We start from the raw sequence: 17,131 nt of genomic DNA on the forward strand, positions 1-17,131 counted from the left end.
CAATATAAATACAAAAAAGAAGGTGACTCTAAACAAGTTAAGATAAAGGATAGAGCGAGTATTTCTGAAAGACCTAGCAGTGCTAATAGAAAAAATCTTTATCACTTTGAAGGTGACACTATTGTTGGTAAAGACCATAAAAGTGCTATTGTAACAATGGTCGATAGAGCTAGCAGATTTACTATTTTAGCCAAGTCTATAGATAGAACAGCTAATTCAATCAATAGAATATTGTACAAAGTATCTAATGGTCATAAAATATTAACAGCTACATTTGATAATGGTAAAGAGTTTGCTAAACATAAGAAGCTAACTAGCAAGACTGGCATCAAAGTATTCTTTGCTGATCCATACAGTCCTTGGCAAAGAGGTACTAATGAAAACATGAATAGGTATATCAGACAATTTATACCTAAAGGTACTAACTTTAACAATATATCTCATCAATACATTAGAAAGTTACAGATAGACTTGAATAATAGACCTAAGAAATGTTTAAATTACTTGACACCTAATGAAGTACATTTTGGTATCTCTATAAACATTGAGAATACAATCTAGCTATTGTTTTTTCATATCGATATATATACCGATTGCCATACCCATGACTATAGCTGCCACAACCATTGCTACCATTAGCTCTGGCAATGTAAAACCTAATGACTTTTTAACTCTCTTCGCTATCATTAACTTTTACATCTCTCTCAATAATTTTAACCCTATCAGCTACTTGCATTTGATTATCAATAGCGGCTATATTTACAACCCTATATACAATATCAACATTATTAGCAGCATCTTTTTTCGCTTTTTTATCGGCTTTCTCTGCCATTTTTTTGATATCCGCAACACTTAATGATTTAAATCTATTCACAAGCTGTTCTTTTTATTGAAGCTTCGTATCGTTTTCTTTTTCGAGCACAACGGTTTTGATAAACTCTATACCATCGTCGGTTTTAGAATCATCTAATACTCCAGTTAGACGATACACACTAACTCTCTCATCAAGAACAGTAGCTATTTCATCCTTTCTATTTTCAAGAGTTATACTTACGAGAATACTATTTAATAATATAAAACCGGATGATAGTACAAATAACAAAATCAAAGCAGCAATCATTGATTCTACGATACCAAATCCTGCTTGTGATTTTGTTTTTTTAGAAACATCGAATTAAATTTAGAATGAAACTGAGAGAATTACGCTTCTTTGAATCTTCCAAAAGACATTAGCTTATCATATCTCTTAGCATTTCTCTCCTCAACTGTCATCTCTGATAATACTTTCAACTCTGCAGCGATAGCCTTTCTGATATTAGCAGCTGTTGTATCATAGTCTCTGTGTGCTCCACCTAAAGGCTCTGGTATAACTGCATCAACTATCTCTAACTCTTTAAGGCGTCCAGATGTTATATTCATCATTTGTGTAACTTCAGATGCTTTTTCAGCTGTCTTGTGTAGAATTGAAGCACACCCTTCTGGAGAAATAGTAGCAAAATAACTATACTGAAGCATAAGTAATCTATCACCAACACCTATACCTAATGCGCCACCAGAACAACCTTCACCAATCACAATACAAACTACAGGAACTTTAAGTGCACTCATTTCTAATAAGTTTCTTGCTATTGCTTCACTTTGACCACGCTCTTCAGCTTTGATACCTGGGTACGCGCCAGGAGTATCAATAAAAGTAATGATCGGCATATTGAATTTCTCAGCCAATTTCATCAATCTTAGAGCCTTACGGTAGCCTTCAGGATGCATCATACCAAAATTATGCTTAATCTTACTCTTAGTATCACGACCTTTTTCTTGTCCTATAACCATAACAGGTTTGTTATTCAGTTTAGCCAAACCACCAATAACAGCTAGATCATCACCAAATGCTCTATCACCATGTAGCTCTTGAAAATCCGTAAAGACTAATGATAATAAGTCTTTAAAATAAGGTCTATCCGGATGGCGAGATAGTTGAACTACTTGCCAGTCTGTAAGTTTAGAGTAAGTAGACTCCATAAGCTCGAGTCTTTTCTTACCAAGCTTTTTGATTTCAGCTTCAGTTTTTTCATCCTCATACACATGAGATAATGAGGTAATCTTGTCTTCAATTTCCTTTATCTTTGACTCAAAGTCTAAATAGTTCATTTACTTTCTCCTTTCAAATTCAAATCAATTCATAAAAATAGCTACTTTATATTCTAAAGTATTTTAGCAAAATAAAAAAGCTACAACCAATGATTTTGAAGGTTTGTTATAGTATCCATTTATAATATAATCTCAAACATAAATTTTTAAAATCTAGAATATTAATCACTATGCAAGAAGTTTCAAATCACACACCAATGATACAGCAATATTTGAAAATTAAATCTCAATATCCAGATATATTACTGTTTTATCGAATGGGTGACTTTTACGAGCTTTTTTTTGATGATGCAAAAAACGCTGCAGAGCTACTAGATATAACCCTCACTGCTCGAGGAAAATCAAATGGCGAATCAATACCAATGGCTGGTGTGCCATATCACGCTGCAGAAGGCTACATCGCTAAAATTGTCAAAAAAGGATTATCAGTTGCAATATGTGAGCAAATAGGAGATCCAAGCATCTCAAAAGGTCCAGTTGAACGACAAGTTACACGTATAATAACTCCAGCTACAGTTTCTGAAGAGGCTTTTTTAGATAGTAATCAAGATAGCATTCTCGTAAGTATCTATGAAAAAAACAATAAATATCACATCGCATATACTAGCTATACTCAAGGCAAAATTCATCTTACAAATACGGTAACAAATTCATCTGATCTAAAAAATCAGATATTAAAACTATCACCTCAAGAGATAATTACCAACTCTAATAACCTTGTAGAAAAGAATATTTTCAACAAACCAGTAAAAGTTTTGGAAGAATGGTACTTTAGTAATTTTGAGGCAAAAAAGCATATACTAAACTCTTTTGATAATAGTTTTGCAAATAACATTCTAAATTTATATAAAAAAGAACAACTAACAGCTATCGGATCAATACTTGCTTATTTAACAAATACATTAAAAAGCATTCCTAAACACATTTCAGACATCCATCTAGATGAAGATCAAAACAGACTAAACATAGACATTAATAGTAGAAATAATTTAGAGCTAGATAATAATTCAAAAAGTAGCCTTCTAAACATAATGGATAAATGCAAAACTAGTTTAGGTAGCAGACTTCTAAGAAGATACTTCAAAAATCCTACTAGGGATCTAAACAAAATTTCTTTGCGTCATAACGTTATAAAATCCTTTAGGAAACAACATTATTTCTTAAAAATTCAGGACATTCTGTCTTATATAAATGACATTGAAAGGATAATTTCTCGCGTTGCTCTAGGAACAGTAAAACCTAAAGATCTAGTCTCTCTTAATAGCTCTCTCGAGCAACTACCTAAACTCAAGAGTCTACTTGAAGAAATAAACACCTCTGAGATTATAAATATAAATAATCACATTCATCAAATTGATGAGCTGACAAAACTACTAAACAAAGCTATTGTAGATAATCCTCCAATGACCATTCGCGATGGTGGCGTCATAAAACATGGTTTCGACCAGGAACTTGATGAGTTAAGAGGGCTAAAAGACAACTCTTACGATTTTTTATTAAAATTTGAAACTCTGCAAAAGCAAAAAACAGGGATTAATACACTAAAAGTTGGTTATAACCGTGTACATGGTTATTACATTGAACTTTCGAAACAATATGCTGACAAAGTCCCAGCGGAGTATATCAGACGCCAAACATTAAAAGCTAGTGAGCGCTATATTACTGACGAGCTAAAAGCTTTTGAGGATAAGATTCTCTCAGCAAAAGAAAAAGCTTTAGCTAGAGAAAAGCTTATCTACGATACTCTATTGAATAAAGTTTTAGAATACTACTCCCAAATCCAACAGACTGCAGCAAGTATCGCAAAAATAGATGTCTTAGCAAACTTTGCAGAAAGAGCTATCAAGCTAAACCTAAATCAACCTAAATTTAATAAAACTGGTAAGTTAGATATAAAAGAAGCTCGCCATCTAGCAATCGAGCAAAATATTGATGAACCCTTTATACCCAATGATACCCTATTAAGTACAGACACTTATACGTTAGAAATAATCACTGGACCTAACATGGGTGGTAAGTCCACTTATATGCGTCAAGTTGCTCAACTTATCTTTCTAGCATATATAGGCTCATTTGTACCAGCTAGCTATGCAGATATAGGCGATATAGATACCATATACACTCGAATTGGTGCCTCAGACGACATATCTAGTGGTAGATCTACATTCATGGTTGAAATGACTGAAACAGCTTATATCCTGAATAATGCAACTAAAAAGTCTCTAGTAATCATGGATGAGATTGGTAGAGGGACAAGTACTTTTGATGGCTTATCACTTGCAAAAGCTTGTGCAGAAAAATTTGCAAAAATTGGTGCATTGACTCTTTTTGCCACGCATTATTTTGAGCTTACAGAGTTAGTTAATCAATATCCAAATACAAAGAACATTCATTTTGAAGCTAAAGAATATAAAGATAATATCTATTTCATGCACAAGGTAGTTGCTGGTGCCGCTAAAAAATCTTATGGTATTCAAGTAGCTAAATTAGCTGGTATTTCAAAAGATGTCTTAGAATCAGCAAAGAAAAATCTAGCTAATTTAGAAAAAGGACAAGATAAATTGGATACTATTGATCAGCCTCAACAAAATCTCCAACTTGATCAAACTCCACAAAAGAATCATATTAAAGAGCGACTTGAAACAATAGATATCAACTCAATAACGCCAATCGAGGCTCTAAATATACTCTTTGAGCTAAAAAAGCTCTAATTTAGTTATATAAACTTTTTCAATTTGCTATAATTTTTCAGATATGAATTTGTAAAGTCTTAGGAAAAGCAATGCAAAATAACGAAAATCAACCTTCTTTTTTAATCCAAAAAGTATATACCAAAGATGTTTCATTCGAAACTGTAAACTCTCCTGCTTGTTTTAAAGATCAGTGGGATCCTAGCTCAGATTTCAATATTGATCTTAATACAAAAAAAATTAATGATGAAAATTTTGAGCTTGATTTGACAATCATAATAACTACTAAAAACAAACAAGCAAATGCGTACATAGCTGAGGTTACTCAGTCAGGTATATTTACAATTACTGGCATGAGTGAAGAACAAGTAGAATCTGTGCTTAATACTTACTGTGCTAATACTCTTTTCCCTTACGCAAAAAGAGTTATTGATTCTTCGATAATTAAAGGAGGCTTTTTACCTCTTAATCTAGCACCAATTAACTTTGATGCTATATATATGCAAAAAAAAGCAAACCAATCTCAACAGCCAGCACACTAAGTTAAGAATAAATATGAATAATCGACAGAATAGCTTCATCAAAATTTTAGGATCAATAATGATCATAGTAGGTACTATGATAGGTGGCGGTATACTAGCACTCCCTATCATAACCGCTAAACTTGGTTTTGTGATAGGCTCTATTCTCATATTCTTAGTCTGGAGCATAATGACTTACACCGCTGTCGTTATCTCAGATATTTCTTGCTCAATGCCTTATGGTAGCAGTTTTAAAACTATAGCAGAGAAATATCTTGGTAAAGGTGGGGGTATAGTAGCAAGTATAGCTTTTTTAGTACTTATGTATTTTATTAGTACCGCTTATATCTCAGCTGCTGCATCATCATTATCCTCATCCTTCCCTAATCTTGATGAAAAAGCATCATCATTGATCTTTGTAGTCATTTTTGGAAGTATCGTAGTATTAGGAACAAGATTTGTCGATTATGCTAATAGATTTTTTATAATCCTAAAAATACTCGTATTAGTAATTTTATGTGTTGTATTTAATAGTTATATTGAAATTCCAAATCTTTTTGTAACTCCAGTTGATTTGGGAGTTTCATTGATTATAGCGATCCCAGTCTTTACAACATCTTTTACATCTCATATTATAGTCCCTGCCTTGTCTGACTATCTTGGCAAAAATGCTAAAGATATGAAACGCATAGTTATTATCGGCAGTATCATACCGCTTATACTATATATCATATGGGTATTTACTATCTTAGGTGTACTACCACTACACGGTCCTGTAAGCTTCATGGATTCGATATTTAATCACATCCCAGTTGATAAAGCTAATATCGGTGATATTCTAAAAACCTTAGGAAGCAAGGTAAGAACTCCGACAACAGATGCGGTACTGCATATCTTCACTTATGTGGCTATTATGACATCATTTTTAAGTGTTAACTTATCTTTATTTCACTTTAACTTAGACACATATAAGTTATATAAAACAAAAAAGGTTATTGGATACTCAATAGCAACAATTCTGACTTTTGCCATTCCACTAATAATAAACCAAATGGATCCTGACATATTTATTTATGCTATGACATGCGTTGGCCTATCGATTACTGTCTTATTGATGATTATGCCGGCTCTTATGGCATTTAAGATAAATAGTCTTGGTGAGAGCTTTAACTATAAGATATCAACCTACAAAAGCTTATGGCTAATTTCTCTAGTTTCTGGTGTAATAGTAATATTGTGCGTAGTTCTGTAATTTAGATAATGACAAATATAGAACATATTGATAATTTCCTTGATAATTTACTCTACCTAAAAAATTACTCTCAAGAAACTATAAATAATTATCGCAGAGATTTACTCCAGTTAAATAGCTCAATAGTTGATAAAGATATAACAAAACTTGAAAATAATGATATTTTAATGTGGGTCAAAAAGCTTCATGCCCAAGGAAACTCATCAAAAACATTACAACGCAAACTTAGTTCTTTAAGAAGTTTTTTTAATTTTTTGATAAATAGTGAGTTAATAAAAAATAATCCCACAACTGGTATCAAGGCACCTAAGAGTAGCAAAAAACTACCTAAAGCCGTAAATACAGATGAACTAGCCTATTTATTAGATATCAAACCAAGCAATAATATCGAAACTCGTGATATAGCATGCTTTGATCTTTTGTACAGCTGTGGAATAAGACTTAGTGAATTATCTTCAATAGAACTAAAAGACATAAATATAAATCAAAAAAGCATACGAGTAATAGGTAAAGGCAACAAAGAACGAATTGCATACTTTGGTAGTAAAACACTAACAAATTTAAATAGATGGCTAAATATTCGAGATACTTATAGCCCGAAATGTAACTATCTCTTCATCTCACAAAATGGTGAGCATTTAACAAATAGATCTATCCAAAAAAGGATTGAAATCTTTGCACAAAAATATGCAACAAAGCATATACATCCTCATATGTTACGCCACTCTTTTGCGACTCATGTATTAGATTCGTCTAAAGACTTACTTGCTGTAAAAGATTTACTTGGTCATGCAGATATTTCTAGCACGCAAATTTATACTCACCTAAATTTCCAACAACTTGCTAGTGTTTTTGATAAAGCACACCCTAGAGCGAAAAAAAAATCATGAATATTTACAACTTAGCAGTAAGATCTCATATTGAGAATATTATAGATATTGAGTTTGAATATATTTTATCAAACCAAGATAATAAGTACTTATATGTCGAGGATAATATCCTAAAACTACATTACAAAGATAAAGAGCTATTTATAGATTTTAATAGTAACGAAATTCTAAATAGGATAGATCCTAAAACTAAAAAATGCAGTATTGTCCAAGCAGTTGAGGGTCGCTCAAAAGACAAACTAAATATTCTAGATACAACAGCTGGTCTCGGCAGAGATACATTTACACTAGCAGCTAGAGGACATAGATTGACTTCGCTAGAGAAAGATTGTTATATTTACGTATTACTCGTAGATGCACTCAATAGAGCAAGACAAACTCTTAACTTAAAAGCCATTGCCAATCAAATAGACTTGATTAATATAGATGCTAATGAATATATAAATACTACTAATATTTCTTTTGACTGTATATATATAGACCCAATGTTTCCACCACGTAACAAAAGCGCTAAAGTCAAACAGGGAATGCAAGTCTTACACGATATTGCTTTTAATAACGATGAATCTAACTCAAATTTACTCAAGAATATTATCTTATCGAAAAAAACAAAAAAAGCTGTTGTAAAAAGACCTATTAATGCTGATTTTCTTTATGATAAAAAACCAACATCTCAACTTAAAGGTAAAACAAATAGGTTTGATGTATATAGTCTATAACTGTATCAAATATTTCTCTTAGCATTTGTGTATGCTGCTACTATAATAATCCCTGCTATGAATAAAAGTACAGCTGATATCCAATAATATGGAATAAAATCTCTTATATTCTGAGGTGCATTGCTAATAATCATCGCAGAGTTTGCATAATTAACAGCATAGCTAATAAACACTACAGAAAAAAATAACAACCCTATGGCCAACCTAAATGCAACAAATATAGCTCCTATTACAATCAGCATATAGCATAGATAATCAAAGCCAAATAATAACTCGTAATCAAGTATATATGGATTGACATATTTATACATCACACCAACCCATAATAACAAGACAATCAAACTAGTAACTATTGCTAGCAATCTTACTTTTTGAGTTGGTTTGGTATAGTTAGATTGTTTGAGCCAAATATATCCAGTAACTACAGTTGTTAATATCTGTGCCGACAAATAGATAAATGATGTTGTAATCCCATATTTACCATAAATAAAAACTTTTATAATCAGACTAGCTAACACGAACATCCAAGCATACTTGTTTTTCTTATAAAGTAAAATTGCAAACCCAAGTAAACACGCATTAGCTATACAATCATAAATCACATAATCCAATGTAATCATAATAGAAACCTAAATTTATCCTTAATTGATGTAGTATAAACAGCTAGATTGTATTCTGAAAGTTTTAAGATATCTGTTTTATGATTTATTTGAAGTATATATACAAAATATTATTACTGAGTATTGTCACTAATGTTTTATACGCCAACCAAGATGACAATGTATATACATGGAGAGACTCTAGAGGCAATGTAGTATTCTCACAGACAGCTCCAATGTTTGATCAAGAATATGAGAAAATTGGTGTAATTCATAAAAATCAAATACAACAAAAATCTCCTGTGGAACAACAACTTGCTTCGCTAAAACAAAATAATTTATATTTAAGTACTCATAATACACAACAGGATAATCAACAACAAAATGGTAGAAATTCAGAAGTAATCAAAGTAAAATAATCTCACCAGCTAATGGTGAAAATCGTTTTGTCCATAATGAGAAATTACCAATTATTTTGGAGCCATCTTTGACAGCTGAAGATCATCCAATATTTATAATAAATGGCATACCATACCCTGCTCACTTTGAAAATGGGATGTGGAAAGTAAATAGACCAAATCTAGGACCGGTAACAATTTCTGTTAGAGGTAGTACTAAAGATCATAAAATTATTACCTCAAGTGACTCAGAATTCTATAGACGTCAGGTTCTTGGTAGATAAATTAATATATCTAGGCTTTTGATTATTATTAATTTTATATATACTTAAAGATAGCTAAAAGTTTGAGAATTTAAATAATGTCCAATTTTCATAAAATCATATTGCTTTACGTTATATCATGTTTTACCTTTATATCTCTCGCCCAAGCAGCTAATCCAACTATTTACTCATGGCGTTCAGAAAATGGTAATGTTGTATTTTCAGAAGAAAAACCTTCTGATGATACTGATTATAAAATTATTGAAGTTGGTCAACCTACAGTTGTAGATACTAAAGCTAGCCAAGATATGATCTCAAATCAACCTGTTAAAATTAAGCAAAGCGATATTTCTAAGCTGAACAACTCTAGTCTAGCTGAAAAGAACAAAGAAGTGTTAGATGAAAATCAAGGAACAACTGAAGATCTAAGTGTACAAATAACATCTCCAGCAAATGATGCTAATATTTTCACCAAAGAAGATAAATTAGCTATATCAACGAATCCTGCCATATCTGCTGATGACAGGCTAACTTTTATAGTTAATGGTACAGTTATGCCTGCAACATTTGAAGATGATCAATGGAAAATTGCTAGACCAACACCTGGAGAGAATAAGTTAACTATCGCAGGACAAACTGCTGCTGGCAATCAAATCAAGTCGACAAATGAAGTAACTTTTGACATCAAAAATGGTTGGTTACAACAAGCTAAAAATACAGGAAACTATGCTGGAAAGTAGTTAAGTTTGCTTCTACTCTACTCATCCCAATTAACTTCTATAAATTTCTCAGGACTCTTTTCTTTTAAATAACCCAAATTAGGGCAACTAGAAGTATGTATAACAACACCCTTTGTAACACTCATATATCCTTGAATTTCGTCAGGATAAACAGGCTGACAACATTTAGCCATCTCATACTTCATACCATTAAATCCAGATACTAAAACCTTAGGAGTCTTAGTTTTGGCTGTAGTTACTCGATTCTGCTTTTTGACAAGCTTTTCTTCAGCTGAATATGTATCAAGTATATGATTAACAATACTATTAATTCTAACAGTACCATTCTCAACAGAAACAAATAAGCTATCACTACTTTTCATATTAAACTTATTGGCAACTTCTACAAAATCGACCTCTTTAAGATCATAGCCTCTTAATTCCTTGAGGAGTCTATCTTTTCCTAAAACAATATTATCTTCTTTATTTTGCTCATTAAACCACTTGGTTACCCTAGATCTATTTCTAGCAGAGGTTAAATATCCCAAACTCTCCGAAGCCCAGTCTTTGCTTGGATTTGGCTCTTTCCCAGTTAGAACCTCGACCTTATCTCCTGTTTTTAGTTTAGTTGTTAGAGGTACTATCTTACCATTTAGTTTTACACCTTTTGTACGGTGACCAACCATAGTATGTACAGAATATGCAAAATCTAGGACTGTAGAGTCCTCAGCTAAGTCTATTAATTCATTAGCAGGAGTGAATACATAAAGTCTCCTATTTAGCTCTTTAGTAATTTGACTATCATCGTCGTTGATTTCTTTTTCCCATTCAAGAAGAGATCTCAACCATGCCACTCTTGCTTCATATGATGCATCAAACTTCACACCTTCTTTATAACGCCAATGCGCGGCAAAACCAAGTTCTGATTCCTCATGCATTTTATGCGTTCTAATTTGAACCTCGATATTTTGTTCACCAACCCTAACCACAGTATGTATAGACTTATAACCGTTCGGCTTTGGATTAGCTATATAATCACTAAACTCCTCTGGAATCGGTGAATATAGGTTATTAACTTCAGCTAATACTTTATAACATTCATCTATATTGTTTGTTATAACTCTAACAGCTGTAATATCATAAAGATCATTGATATCTTGATAACCTTTGTTTTTAAACTTTTTGTATATACTATAGATGTGTTTAACTCTACCTTGAACACCAGCATCTAGATTATACTTTCTAAGTATTTGTTTTAACTCTTCAATAACTTGATTAAGAAATTCTTCTCTTTCTTTACGTGTAAAACCTAAACTTTTGGCTATTTTTTTATATTCTTCCTGTTCTAAGAAAAAAAAGGCTCTATCTTCAAGCTCCCACTTAATAGCTCCCAAGCCAAGTCTATTTGCCAATGGTGCATAGATATCTAGTGTTTCTCTAGCTATAACTCTTTGGGTGTTAGTATTTAGAGACTTTAAATGACGGACAGTACATAGCTTATCAACTATTTTAATTAAAACGATTCTGACATCTTCTATAATCGTCAAAAGCATTTTTCTAAAAGTATCAATCTGCTCAAGTGAGATATTATCAGAACGGTACATTCTAATAGCTGACATTTTGCGTGTACCTTGCAAAATCTTAACCACTGTCTGATTGGTTGCGTTCTCTACATCTTCATCGGATATATCACCAAAATTATATAGCTCATATAAAATACCTGCAGATACTGATTCTTCATCTGCTTTGATCTTGAAAAGAACATATGCCATCTCGATAGCATATAAAAACGAGTTTATTCCTGTTGGATGACGTACTGATTCAGCACTCTTACTTTTTAAAAGTTCTAACGCTGCTGCTATAATCTCAAACTTATCGCTAGTATAAAAACTTTTAAGCTCGGATATCAAAAGGTCATCTTTTATCTGACAATCACTATCCAAAAGTTTAGAGTCAATAACTTGCATAATTTCCCACTTTTTTTATAAAAAAATACAAAGCTAGTCTATAAGCCGGGTTCTGTAATAGACAGTCATTTATCTAGGCCTATTGTCACCAACAAGCTCAAGCGACCTACCCTGCTACAATGCGAGCAACATTTTCGTAGCGCTATTTGGTCTTGCTTTAGATGGGGTTTACAATGCCATTGAGTGTTACCACCAATGCGGTGTGCTCTTACCACACCTTTTCACCCTTACCTTTTTGTAAAAAAAGCGGTTTATTTTCTGTTGCACTTTCCGTAGGCTCACGCCTCCCAGACGTTATCTGGCATCTTGCTCTATAAAGCCCGGACTTTCCTCACTTATAAAAAGTGCGACTGTCCGACTAACTTTGTATTATTAGCTTTCTCTCATCTTTGCTAGTTCAATATTATAATTAGATTTTACCGAATTATACTCTTCCTGCAAAGCAGATATCTTAGTATTATACTGCTTTTTTATTTTTATAATTTCAAACTCAAGACCCATTCTATCGTTATTTAATTTTAGTCTACATTTATTATATTCTTCTTGTAGCATTATTCTATCATAACGAACAGCTTGTATTAGATTAAATATCTCGACCAACTCATCTGGAAACTGCTTAAGTTTATCAAGGTTAAACTCCTCAATATTAGAGTTATTATTGTTATTTTCAAATTGATAATTACCACTATCATGTGGTCTTTTTTTAAAATCAAAACTAGGTTTTTTCATAGAAATGTAAAAGATTTAGAAGTTAATGAAATCATATATGTGGTAATCTACCAAACGCTACTAATAATTGCAATGCAATAATACCTACACCACAGAATAATATCAAAGATAAATAAAACTTACTAATAATACTATTTTGCCCCTGCCTAGACCTTATAACCCAAACCATTAGTGCAGGTTGCACAATCAAAAGCACAGACACAAAAATACTTGCATATCCCAGAGCTGCTATAAAACTATTAACAAAATATATCGCAAAGAATAATGGAGGTAATAGCGTAACGACCAAAGTAATAAGCTTTTTTCTAGAATTTAGAGCATACAAATCCTGATTAAATGAGAATAGTGCCAATGCTACACCGAGAAAAGATGTAATAATTGCAAAATTCTCAAAAAGTCTAATAAAAACTAATGGGGCTCTTTGTCCTAAACTTACATAGGCTTCTGCTAATGTTTTACCTGAATGACTTAGATCAATAAAACCATTGCCACCATATAAATTTATAGTCCCTAGAGTTGCCATAACCCAAACTAAGTAAAAAACTAGTGGAGCTAATGCCCCAACAGCTACCGTTCTTTTAAATACAATATCATTTTCAAAATAATTCCTAATTGCAGGAATCACAATATGGAATCCAAAAGATGTTACAAGTATTGGGATAGAAAACCAAATATATTCAACACCTAATGCTCTACTCTCTAATATAGCTGGGCATATTTGTGGAGCAACAAAAGATATAAACAATACAAAAGCCAAAACTTTAAGACTCAAGAATAGTTCATTAACTCTAAATACAACCTTAATTCCTTTATAAATGAAAAATCCAAAAATAAATGTAAATAGAAGCTTTGCAAAACTATCACTTTCAAAATTAAACCAACTAGTGATATATGTCTTAAAAAGCTGCCCCCCCATAAAGATATAAGCTGTAAGCAACGAATAGAGCAATAATAAATAAAACAATAAATTCATTACTCTACCAGACTTACCTAGTATATTATGAGCAATTGAATCCATATCAGTACCTAGTGGCTGTGAAACATTTGCTTCGACAATCAATAAAGCTGTTGCATACATTATAATCCAAACTAGAAACAGCGCCATAAGCGCATAGTTAAACCCAACAGCGGCTACTGCAAACGGAATACCAAGCATGCCAGCACCTATTGCTGTACCAGCTATGATAGCCACTGCGCCTATCTGTTTAACTTTTGAAACCTGTTTCATAAGCACCATTTTTTTTCATAAAATTATTTTCAAAAACATTGAATTATACCAATATTGATAATTTAATGTAAATAATCAGCAATTAATAACTGGTTATATGGGTATTTTTGTAAGATTATCATCTTGATTTTGATAGCAGATAAAGACAAACTTGCTAATTACATTTCTAAATCATATATAAAATATCATGAGTATACAAAGAAAGGCCGTATTTGCCTTTTTATAGTCACCATTCTTTGGGGAACAACATTCCCTTTAGTTAAGATCTCTCTTGAGTATGTATCGCCTGGGCTTTTTGTAGCTTTTAGACTAGGGTTATCATGCTTATTATTCTTACCTTTAATTTTAAGAGCTAGGTTTAATAATAAGCTCTACTTACTAAAAGTAGGGGCCATATTTGGCTCACTTGAAGGTATGAGTTTTTATTTTCAGACTCAAGGGTTATACTCCGTTTCATCAAGTGTTTCTGCATTTTTGACAGCTTTGAGTGTAATCATGATTCCTTTCATAGGAAGTCTTTTTAAGGTAGATCGATTAACAATTTATGGAATAGTTGCTTCTGGTGTTTCATTAGTGGGGATATATGCGCTATCTGGTGCAAGCTTTGATAACTTCACTATAGGATACCTCTGGTCAGTATTGTGTGCATTGATGTATGCAGTATCAGTGGTATATCTTAGCTATGAAACTAGAAAAGATCATCGCAGTGAAGCTTTTAAAGATCTACGCTTACTCATAATACTGCAAGTAGCATTTGGAATACCTATGCCTTTGATAACAGATGTATCATCGTTTATGTATCTTCATTTTAACTATATCTTAATAATCGCTATAGTTTTTTGCTCAATTTCAACAATTACTTGCTATGACTTACAAAACACTTATCAAAAATACTTAAGTATGTCTCAAGTTGCGGTTATATTTTCTTTCGAGCCTATTTTTGCGACAATTTTTGGAAAACTTATCAATGATGAAAAAATATATTTATCAACTATTATTGGAGGCTCATTAATACTAGTAAGTTACTTTATAATTGAGATAGGAAATAGGAAAAGACAAGTCTAAGCTCTTGGATCAAAATTCATTTTTTCTTGCATCTGCTTATAGAACTCTTTTTTCTCATCAGTATCAGCAGGTGGTAATTTGACATCATAAACAATATAAAAATCTCCATCCCCAAGACCTTTACCTTTGATACGCATTTTACGGCCTGATTGACTACCCTCTGGCACTTTCATTTTTTTCTTGCCATATGGGGTATCTATTTCTAGTGATGTACCCAGAGCCGCCTCCCAAGGAGCTATATTAATATGCTCATATATATCATTGCCATCAACCTTATAGTTTTTATGATCCACTACTTCAACTTTGATATACAAATCCCCAGCTGGCGCATTTGCTCCAATACCTGCACTACCTTTACCTTTGACACGCAGTTTTTTACCATTGCCCATAGCTGGTGGTATTTTGACATCCACACTTTTGTGTTGCATAGTTGGCATACCATTAGCACCTGCTTCTTGATAGCTATATGAAACTGTTCTAGAGCCACCTTTGATAGCATCTTCAACATTCAAGCGTAAAGAGATGTTTATATCTTCACCTTTTCTAGCTCTTGGTTGACCTCCACCAAAGCCTCTTGCTCCAGCTCCGCCACCACCAAAAAGATCACCAAAAATATCACCTAAATCCTCAAAGTTGAAACTTTGAGAACCTCCGCCTTGAGAGAAACCTCCAAAACCACCTCCAGCTCCGCCAAAACCGCCTTGCTGAACTTTATCCCAGTTTTCTCCATACGCATCATAGAGTTTTCTTTTTTCTTTATCACCTAAGACATCATAAGCTGTTTGAATTTCTTTAAATTTATCCTCAGCCCCTTTTTCTTTGTTTACATCAGGATGGTATTTTTTCGCTAACCTTCTATATGTTTTTTTTAGTTCTGCTTCTGAAGCATCTTTACTAACTCCAAGTAAAGAATAATAATCTGCCATATTTTAAACTCTCAAATACTTTCAAACATACCCAACAAATAAACGATGTGGATATATAGTTAATGTTATAAAATTTCCTGCTATTAGATATAGGGATTAATTAGCGAAAAACAAGTGATATGGTTAAATTATCTAAAAATTATTAAAAGTTTTATATATTACTTATTACTAGCAAGTTTATATATAAACCCAGCCAACAAAGCCCATGGACAATTAAATATAAGATTAGCGTAAAACACATCATTTCCAGCATTTGATGCGAAGAAGCCATCGCCGGAATAAGGCATTCTTATCATATAGTTAAAAAGTATAACTATCAAAGCCATAGCAGCACTTCTTATCTAAATATTCTTTGGAAATGGTGAAATAAGAAGTAGTGCCCATACACCACCCCATATCATCATACGGTATAGCTCTAGCTTTAGATCTTCATTTAGGTTTAAACTATGAGTTGTAACCAAAATCGAAATAATCTCTATAACCAATCCACTGATTAATCCTGCCATATAGGCAGTAAATACTTTACTTAACAAATCTCTAATACTACTCATAACAGTTTCTCCAACTCTATTGCTGAATTGTCGCAATACTATAAATAACACCAGCGAGTAATGCCCATAAAGAATTAAAAACAATATTCATAACAAATACTGCTGTACCAGCATTTATAGCAAAGAAACCTTGACCAGCTAATGGCATTTTAACCAAAAAGTTAAACAATATAACAGCTAAACCAATAACTATGCTTTTGATAAGAATATTTTTAGATATCGGTAATGCAAATAATATAGCCCAAACACCACCCCATACCATTAAGCGATAAAGCGTATATTTAAATTCATCATTAAGCTCAACTCCATGCTGACGAATAAAAATAAACAAAAAATGCTAGATTGTATTCTGAAAGTTTTAAATAGTTGAAAGAGAGTTCCAAATATAGTTTATTAGGTTTTGACGAAACTAAAATAAACGATAAGGAACTAAAAAATGCCAAAGCACTTAACTCTTTCAAATAGA

At 32.5% G+C, this 17,131-nt stretch carries 14 protein-coding genes, 1 other RNA gene and 5 pseudogenes; 9 read left to right on the forward strand and 11 right to left on the reverse strand.

Annotation, left to right across the window (positions count from 1 at the left end):
- Positions 1-561: IS30 family transposase (locus F8C69_RS03480; protein WP_159183759.1), on the forward strand; the 561-nt coding region annotated here is incomplete at its 5' end.
- 3 nt (positions 562-564) lie between these two features.
- On the opposite strand, the pseudogene F8C69_RS03485 reads toward F8C69_RS03480, so the two are convergent.
- From F8C69_RS03485 to F8C69_RS03495, 3 genes and pseudogenes are all read right to left on the reverse strand, one after another.
- A pseudogene (locus tag F8C69_RS03485) lies at positions 565-687 on the reverse strand (PilW family protein); the annotation flags it as partial.
- Positions 668-1,120, reverse strand: a pseudogene (locus tag F8C69_RS03490) (pilus assembly protein). The pseudogenes F8C69_RS03485 and F8C69_RS03490, both read right to left, overlap by 20 nt.
- An 80-nt stretch (positions 1,121-1,200) precedes the next feature.
- Positions 1,201-2,148 (reverse strand): acetyl-CoA carboxylase carboxyltransferase subunit alpha, encoded by a 948-nt coding sequence (locus F8C69_RS03495; RefSeq protein ID WP_159184213.1) that lies wholly within the window; start codon positions 2,146-2,148, stop codon positions 1,201-1,203.
- A gap of 170 nt (positions 2,149-2,318) precedes the next feature.
- Between F8C69_RS03495 and mutS the strand changes: the two genes are divergently transcribed.
- The 5 genes from mutS (at position 2,319) to F8C69_RS03520 (ending at position 8,220) form a co-directional block, all read left to right on the forward strand.
- Positions 2,319-4,859, forward strand: a complete 2,541-nt coding sequence (gene mutS / locus F8C69_RS03500; protein ID WP_159184214.1) for a DNA mismatch repair protein MutS — start codon at positions 2,319-2,321, stop codon at positions 4,857-4,859.
- A 71-nt stretch (positions 4,860-4,930) separates the two neighbouring features.
- The gene (secB, locus tag F8C69_RS03505; RefSeq protein ID WP_159184215.1) at positions 4,931-5,380 is read left to right on the forward strand and encodes a protein-export chaperone SecB; all 450 of its coding nucleotides are present in this window, start codon (positions 4,931-4,933) and stop codon (positions 5,378-5,380) included.
- Positions 5,381-5,393: 13 nt separating this feature from the next.
- Positions 5,394-6,611 carry an amino acid permease gene (locus tag F8C69_RS03510; RefSeq protein WP_159184216.1) on the forward strand — a complete coding sequence of 406 codons (1,218 nt, stop codon included), beginning with the start codon at positions 5,394-5,396 and terminating at the stop codon, positions 6,609-6,611.
- An 8-nt stretch (positions 6,612-6,619) separates the two neighbouring features.
- Positions 6,620-7,501: a site-specific tyrosine recombinase/integron integrase gene (gene xerA / locus F8C69_RS03515; protein ID WP_159184217.1), complete on the forward strand. Its 882-nt coding sequence runs from the start codon at positions 6,620-6,622 to the stop codon at positions 7,499-7,501.
- Positions 7,498-8,220: a class I SAM-dependent methyltransferase gene (locus F8C69_RS03520; protein WP_159184218.1), complete on the forward strand. Its 723-nt coding sequence runs from the start codon at positions 7,498-7,500 to the stop codon at positions 8,218-8,220. The genes xerA and F8C69_RS03520 overlap by 4 nt, the downstream gene beginning before the upstream one ends.
- Before the next feature lie 5 nt (positions 8,221-8,225).
- On the opposite strand, the gene F8C69_RS03525 is transcribed toward F8C69_RS03520, so the two are convergent.
- Positions 8,226-8,840 (reverse strand): hypothetical protein, encoded by a 615-nt coding sequence (locus F8C69_RS03525; protein WP_159184219.1) that lies wholly within the window; start codon positions 8,838-8,840, stop codon positions 8,226-8,228.
- Between the two features lie 80 nt (positions 8,841-8,920).
- On the opposite strand from F8C69_RS03525, the pseudogene F8C69_RS03530 reads away from it, so the two are divergent.
- A pseudogene (locus F8C69_RS03530) lies at positions 8,921-9,501 on the forward strand (DUF4124 domain-containing protein).
- Between the two features lie 77 nt (positions 9,502-9,578).
- Complete coding sequence (locus F8C69_RS03535; RefSeq protein ID WP_159184220.1) at positions 9,579-10,220, forward strand: DUF4124 domain-containing protein; 642 nt, start codon at positions 9,579-9,581, stop codon at positions 10,218-10,220.
- 17 nt (positions 10,221-10,237) lie between these two features.
- Here the strand turns inward: F8C69_RS03535 and F8C69_RS03540 are convergent, their stop codons facing one another.
- The 4 genes from F8C69_RS03540 to F8C69_RS03555 form a co-directional block, all read right to left on the reverse strand.
- On the reverse strand, positions 10,238-12,166 hold the full coding sequence (locus F8C69_RS03540; RefSeq protein ID WP_159184221.1) for a RelA/SpoT family protein: 1,929 nt from the start codon (positions 12,164-12,166) through the stop codon (positions 10,238-10,240).
- A gap of 25 nt (positions 12,167-12,191) precedes the next feature.
- An RNA gene (rnpB, locus tag F8C69_RS03545) (RNase P RNA component class A) lies at positions 12,192-12,532 on the reverse strand.
- Between the two features lie 6 nt (positions 12,533-12,538).
- Positions 12,539-12,895, reverse strand: a complete 357-nt coding sequence (locus F8C69_RS03550) for a hypothetical protein (RefSeq protein WP_159184222.1) — start codon at positions 12,893-12,895, stop codon at positions 12,539-12,541.
- 31 nt (positions 12,896-12,926) lie between these two features.
- Positions 12,927-14,123: an amino acid permease gene (locus F8C69_RS03555; RefSeq protein WP_159184223.1), complete on the reverse strand. Its 1,197-nt coding sequence runs from the start codon at positions 14,121-14,123 to the stop codon at positions 12,927-12,929.
- Positions 14,124-14,310: 187 nt separating this feature from the next.
- Here F8C69_RS03555 and F8C69_RS03560 point away from each other — a divergent pair.
- A pseudogene (locus F8C69_RS03560) lies at positions 14,311-15,188 on the forward strand (DMT family transporter).
- Here the strand turns inward: F8C69_RS03560 and F8C69_RS03565 are convergent.
- The 3 genes and pseudogenes from F8C69_RS03565 to F8C69_RS03575 form a co-directional block, all read right to left on the reverse strand.
- Positions 15,185-16,114 (reverse strand): DnaJ C-terminal domain-containing protein, encoded by a 930-nt coding sequence (locus F8C69_RS03565; protein ID WP_159184224.1) that lies wholly within the window; start codon positions 16,112-16,114, stop codon positions 15,185-15,187. The pseudogene F8C69_RS03560 and the gene F8C69_RS03565 sit on opposite strands and share 4 nt — an antisense overlap.
- Before the next feature lie 158 nt (positions 16,115-16,272).
- Positions 16,273-16,665: pseudogene (locus F8C69_RS03570) on the reverse strand (membrane lipoprotein).
- Positions 16,666-16,681: 16 nt separating this feature from the next.
- The gene (locus tag F8C69_RS03575; RefSeq protein ID WP_159184225.1) at positions 16,682-16,996 is read right to left on the reverse strand and encodes a membrane lipoprotein; all 315 of its coding nucleotides are present in this window, start codon (positions 16,994-16,996) and stop codon (positions 16,682-16,684) included.
- Between the last annotated feature and the right edge of the window lie 135 nt (positions 16,997-17,131).

The sequence above is a fragment of the Francisella noatunensis subsp. noatunensis genome (genome assembly GCF_009823375.1).
GTDB lineage: Bacteria > Pseudomonadota > Gammaproteobacteria > Francisellales > Francisellaceae > Francisella > Francisella noatunensis.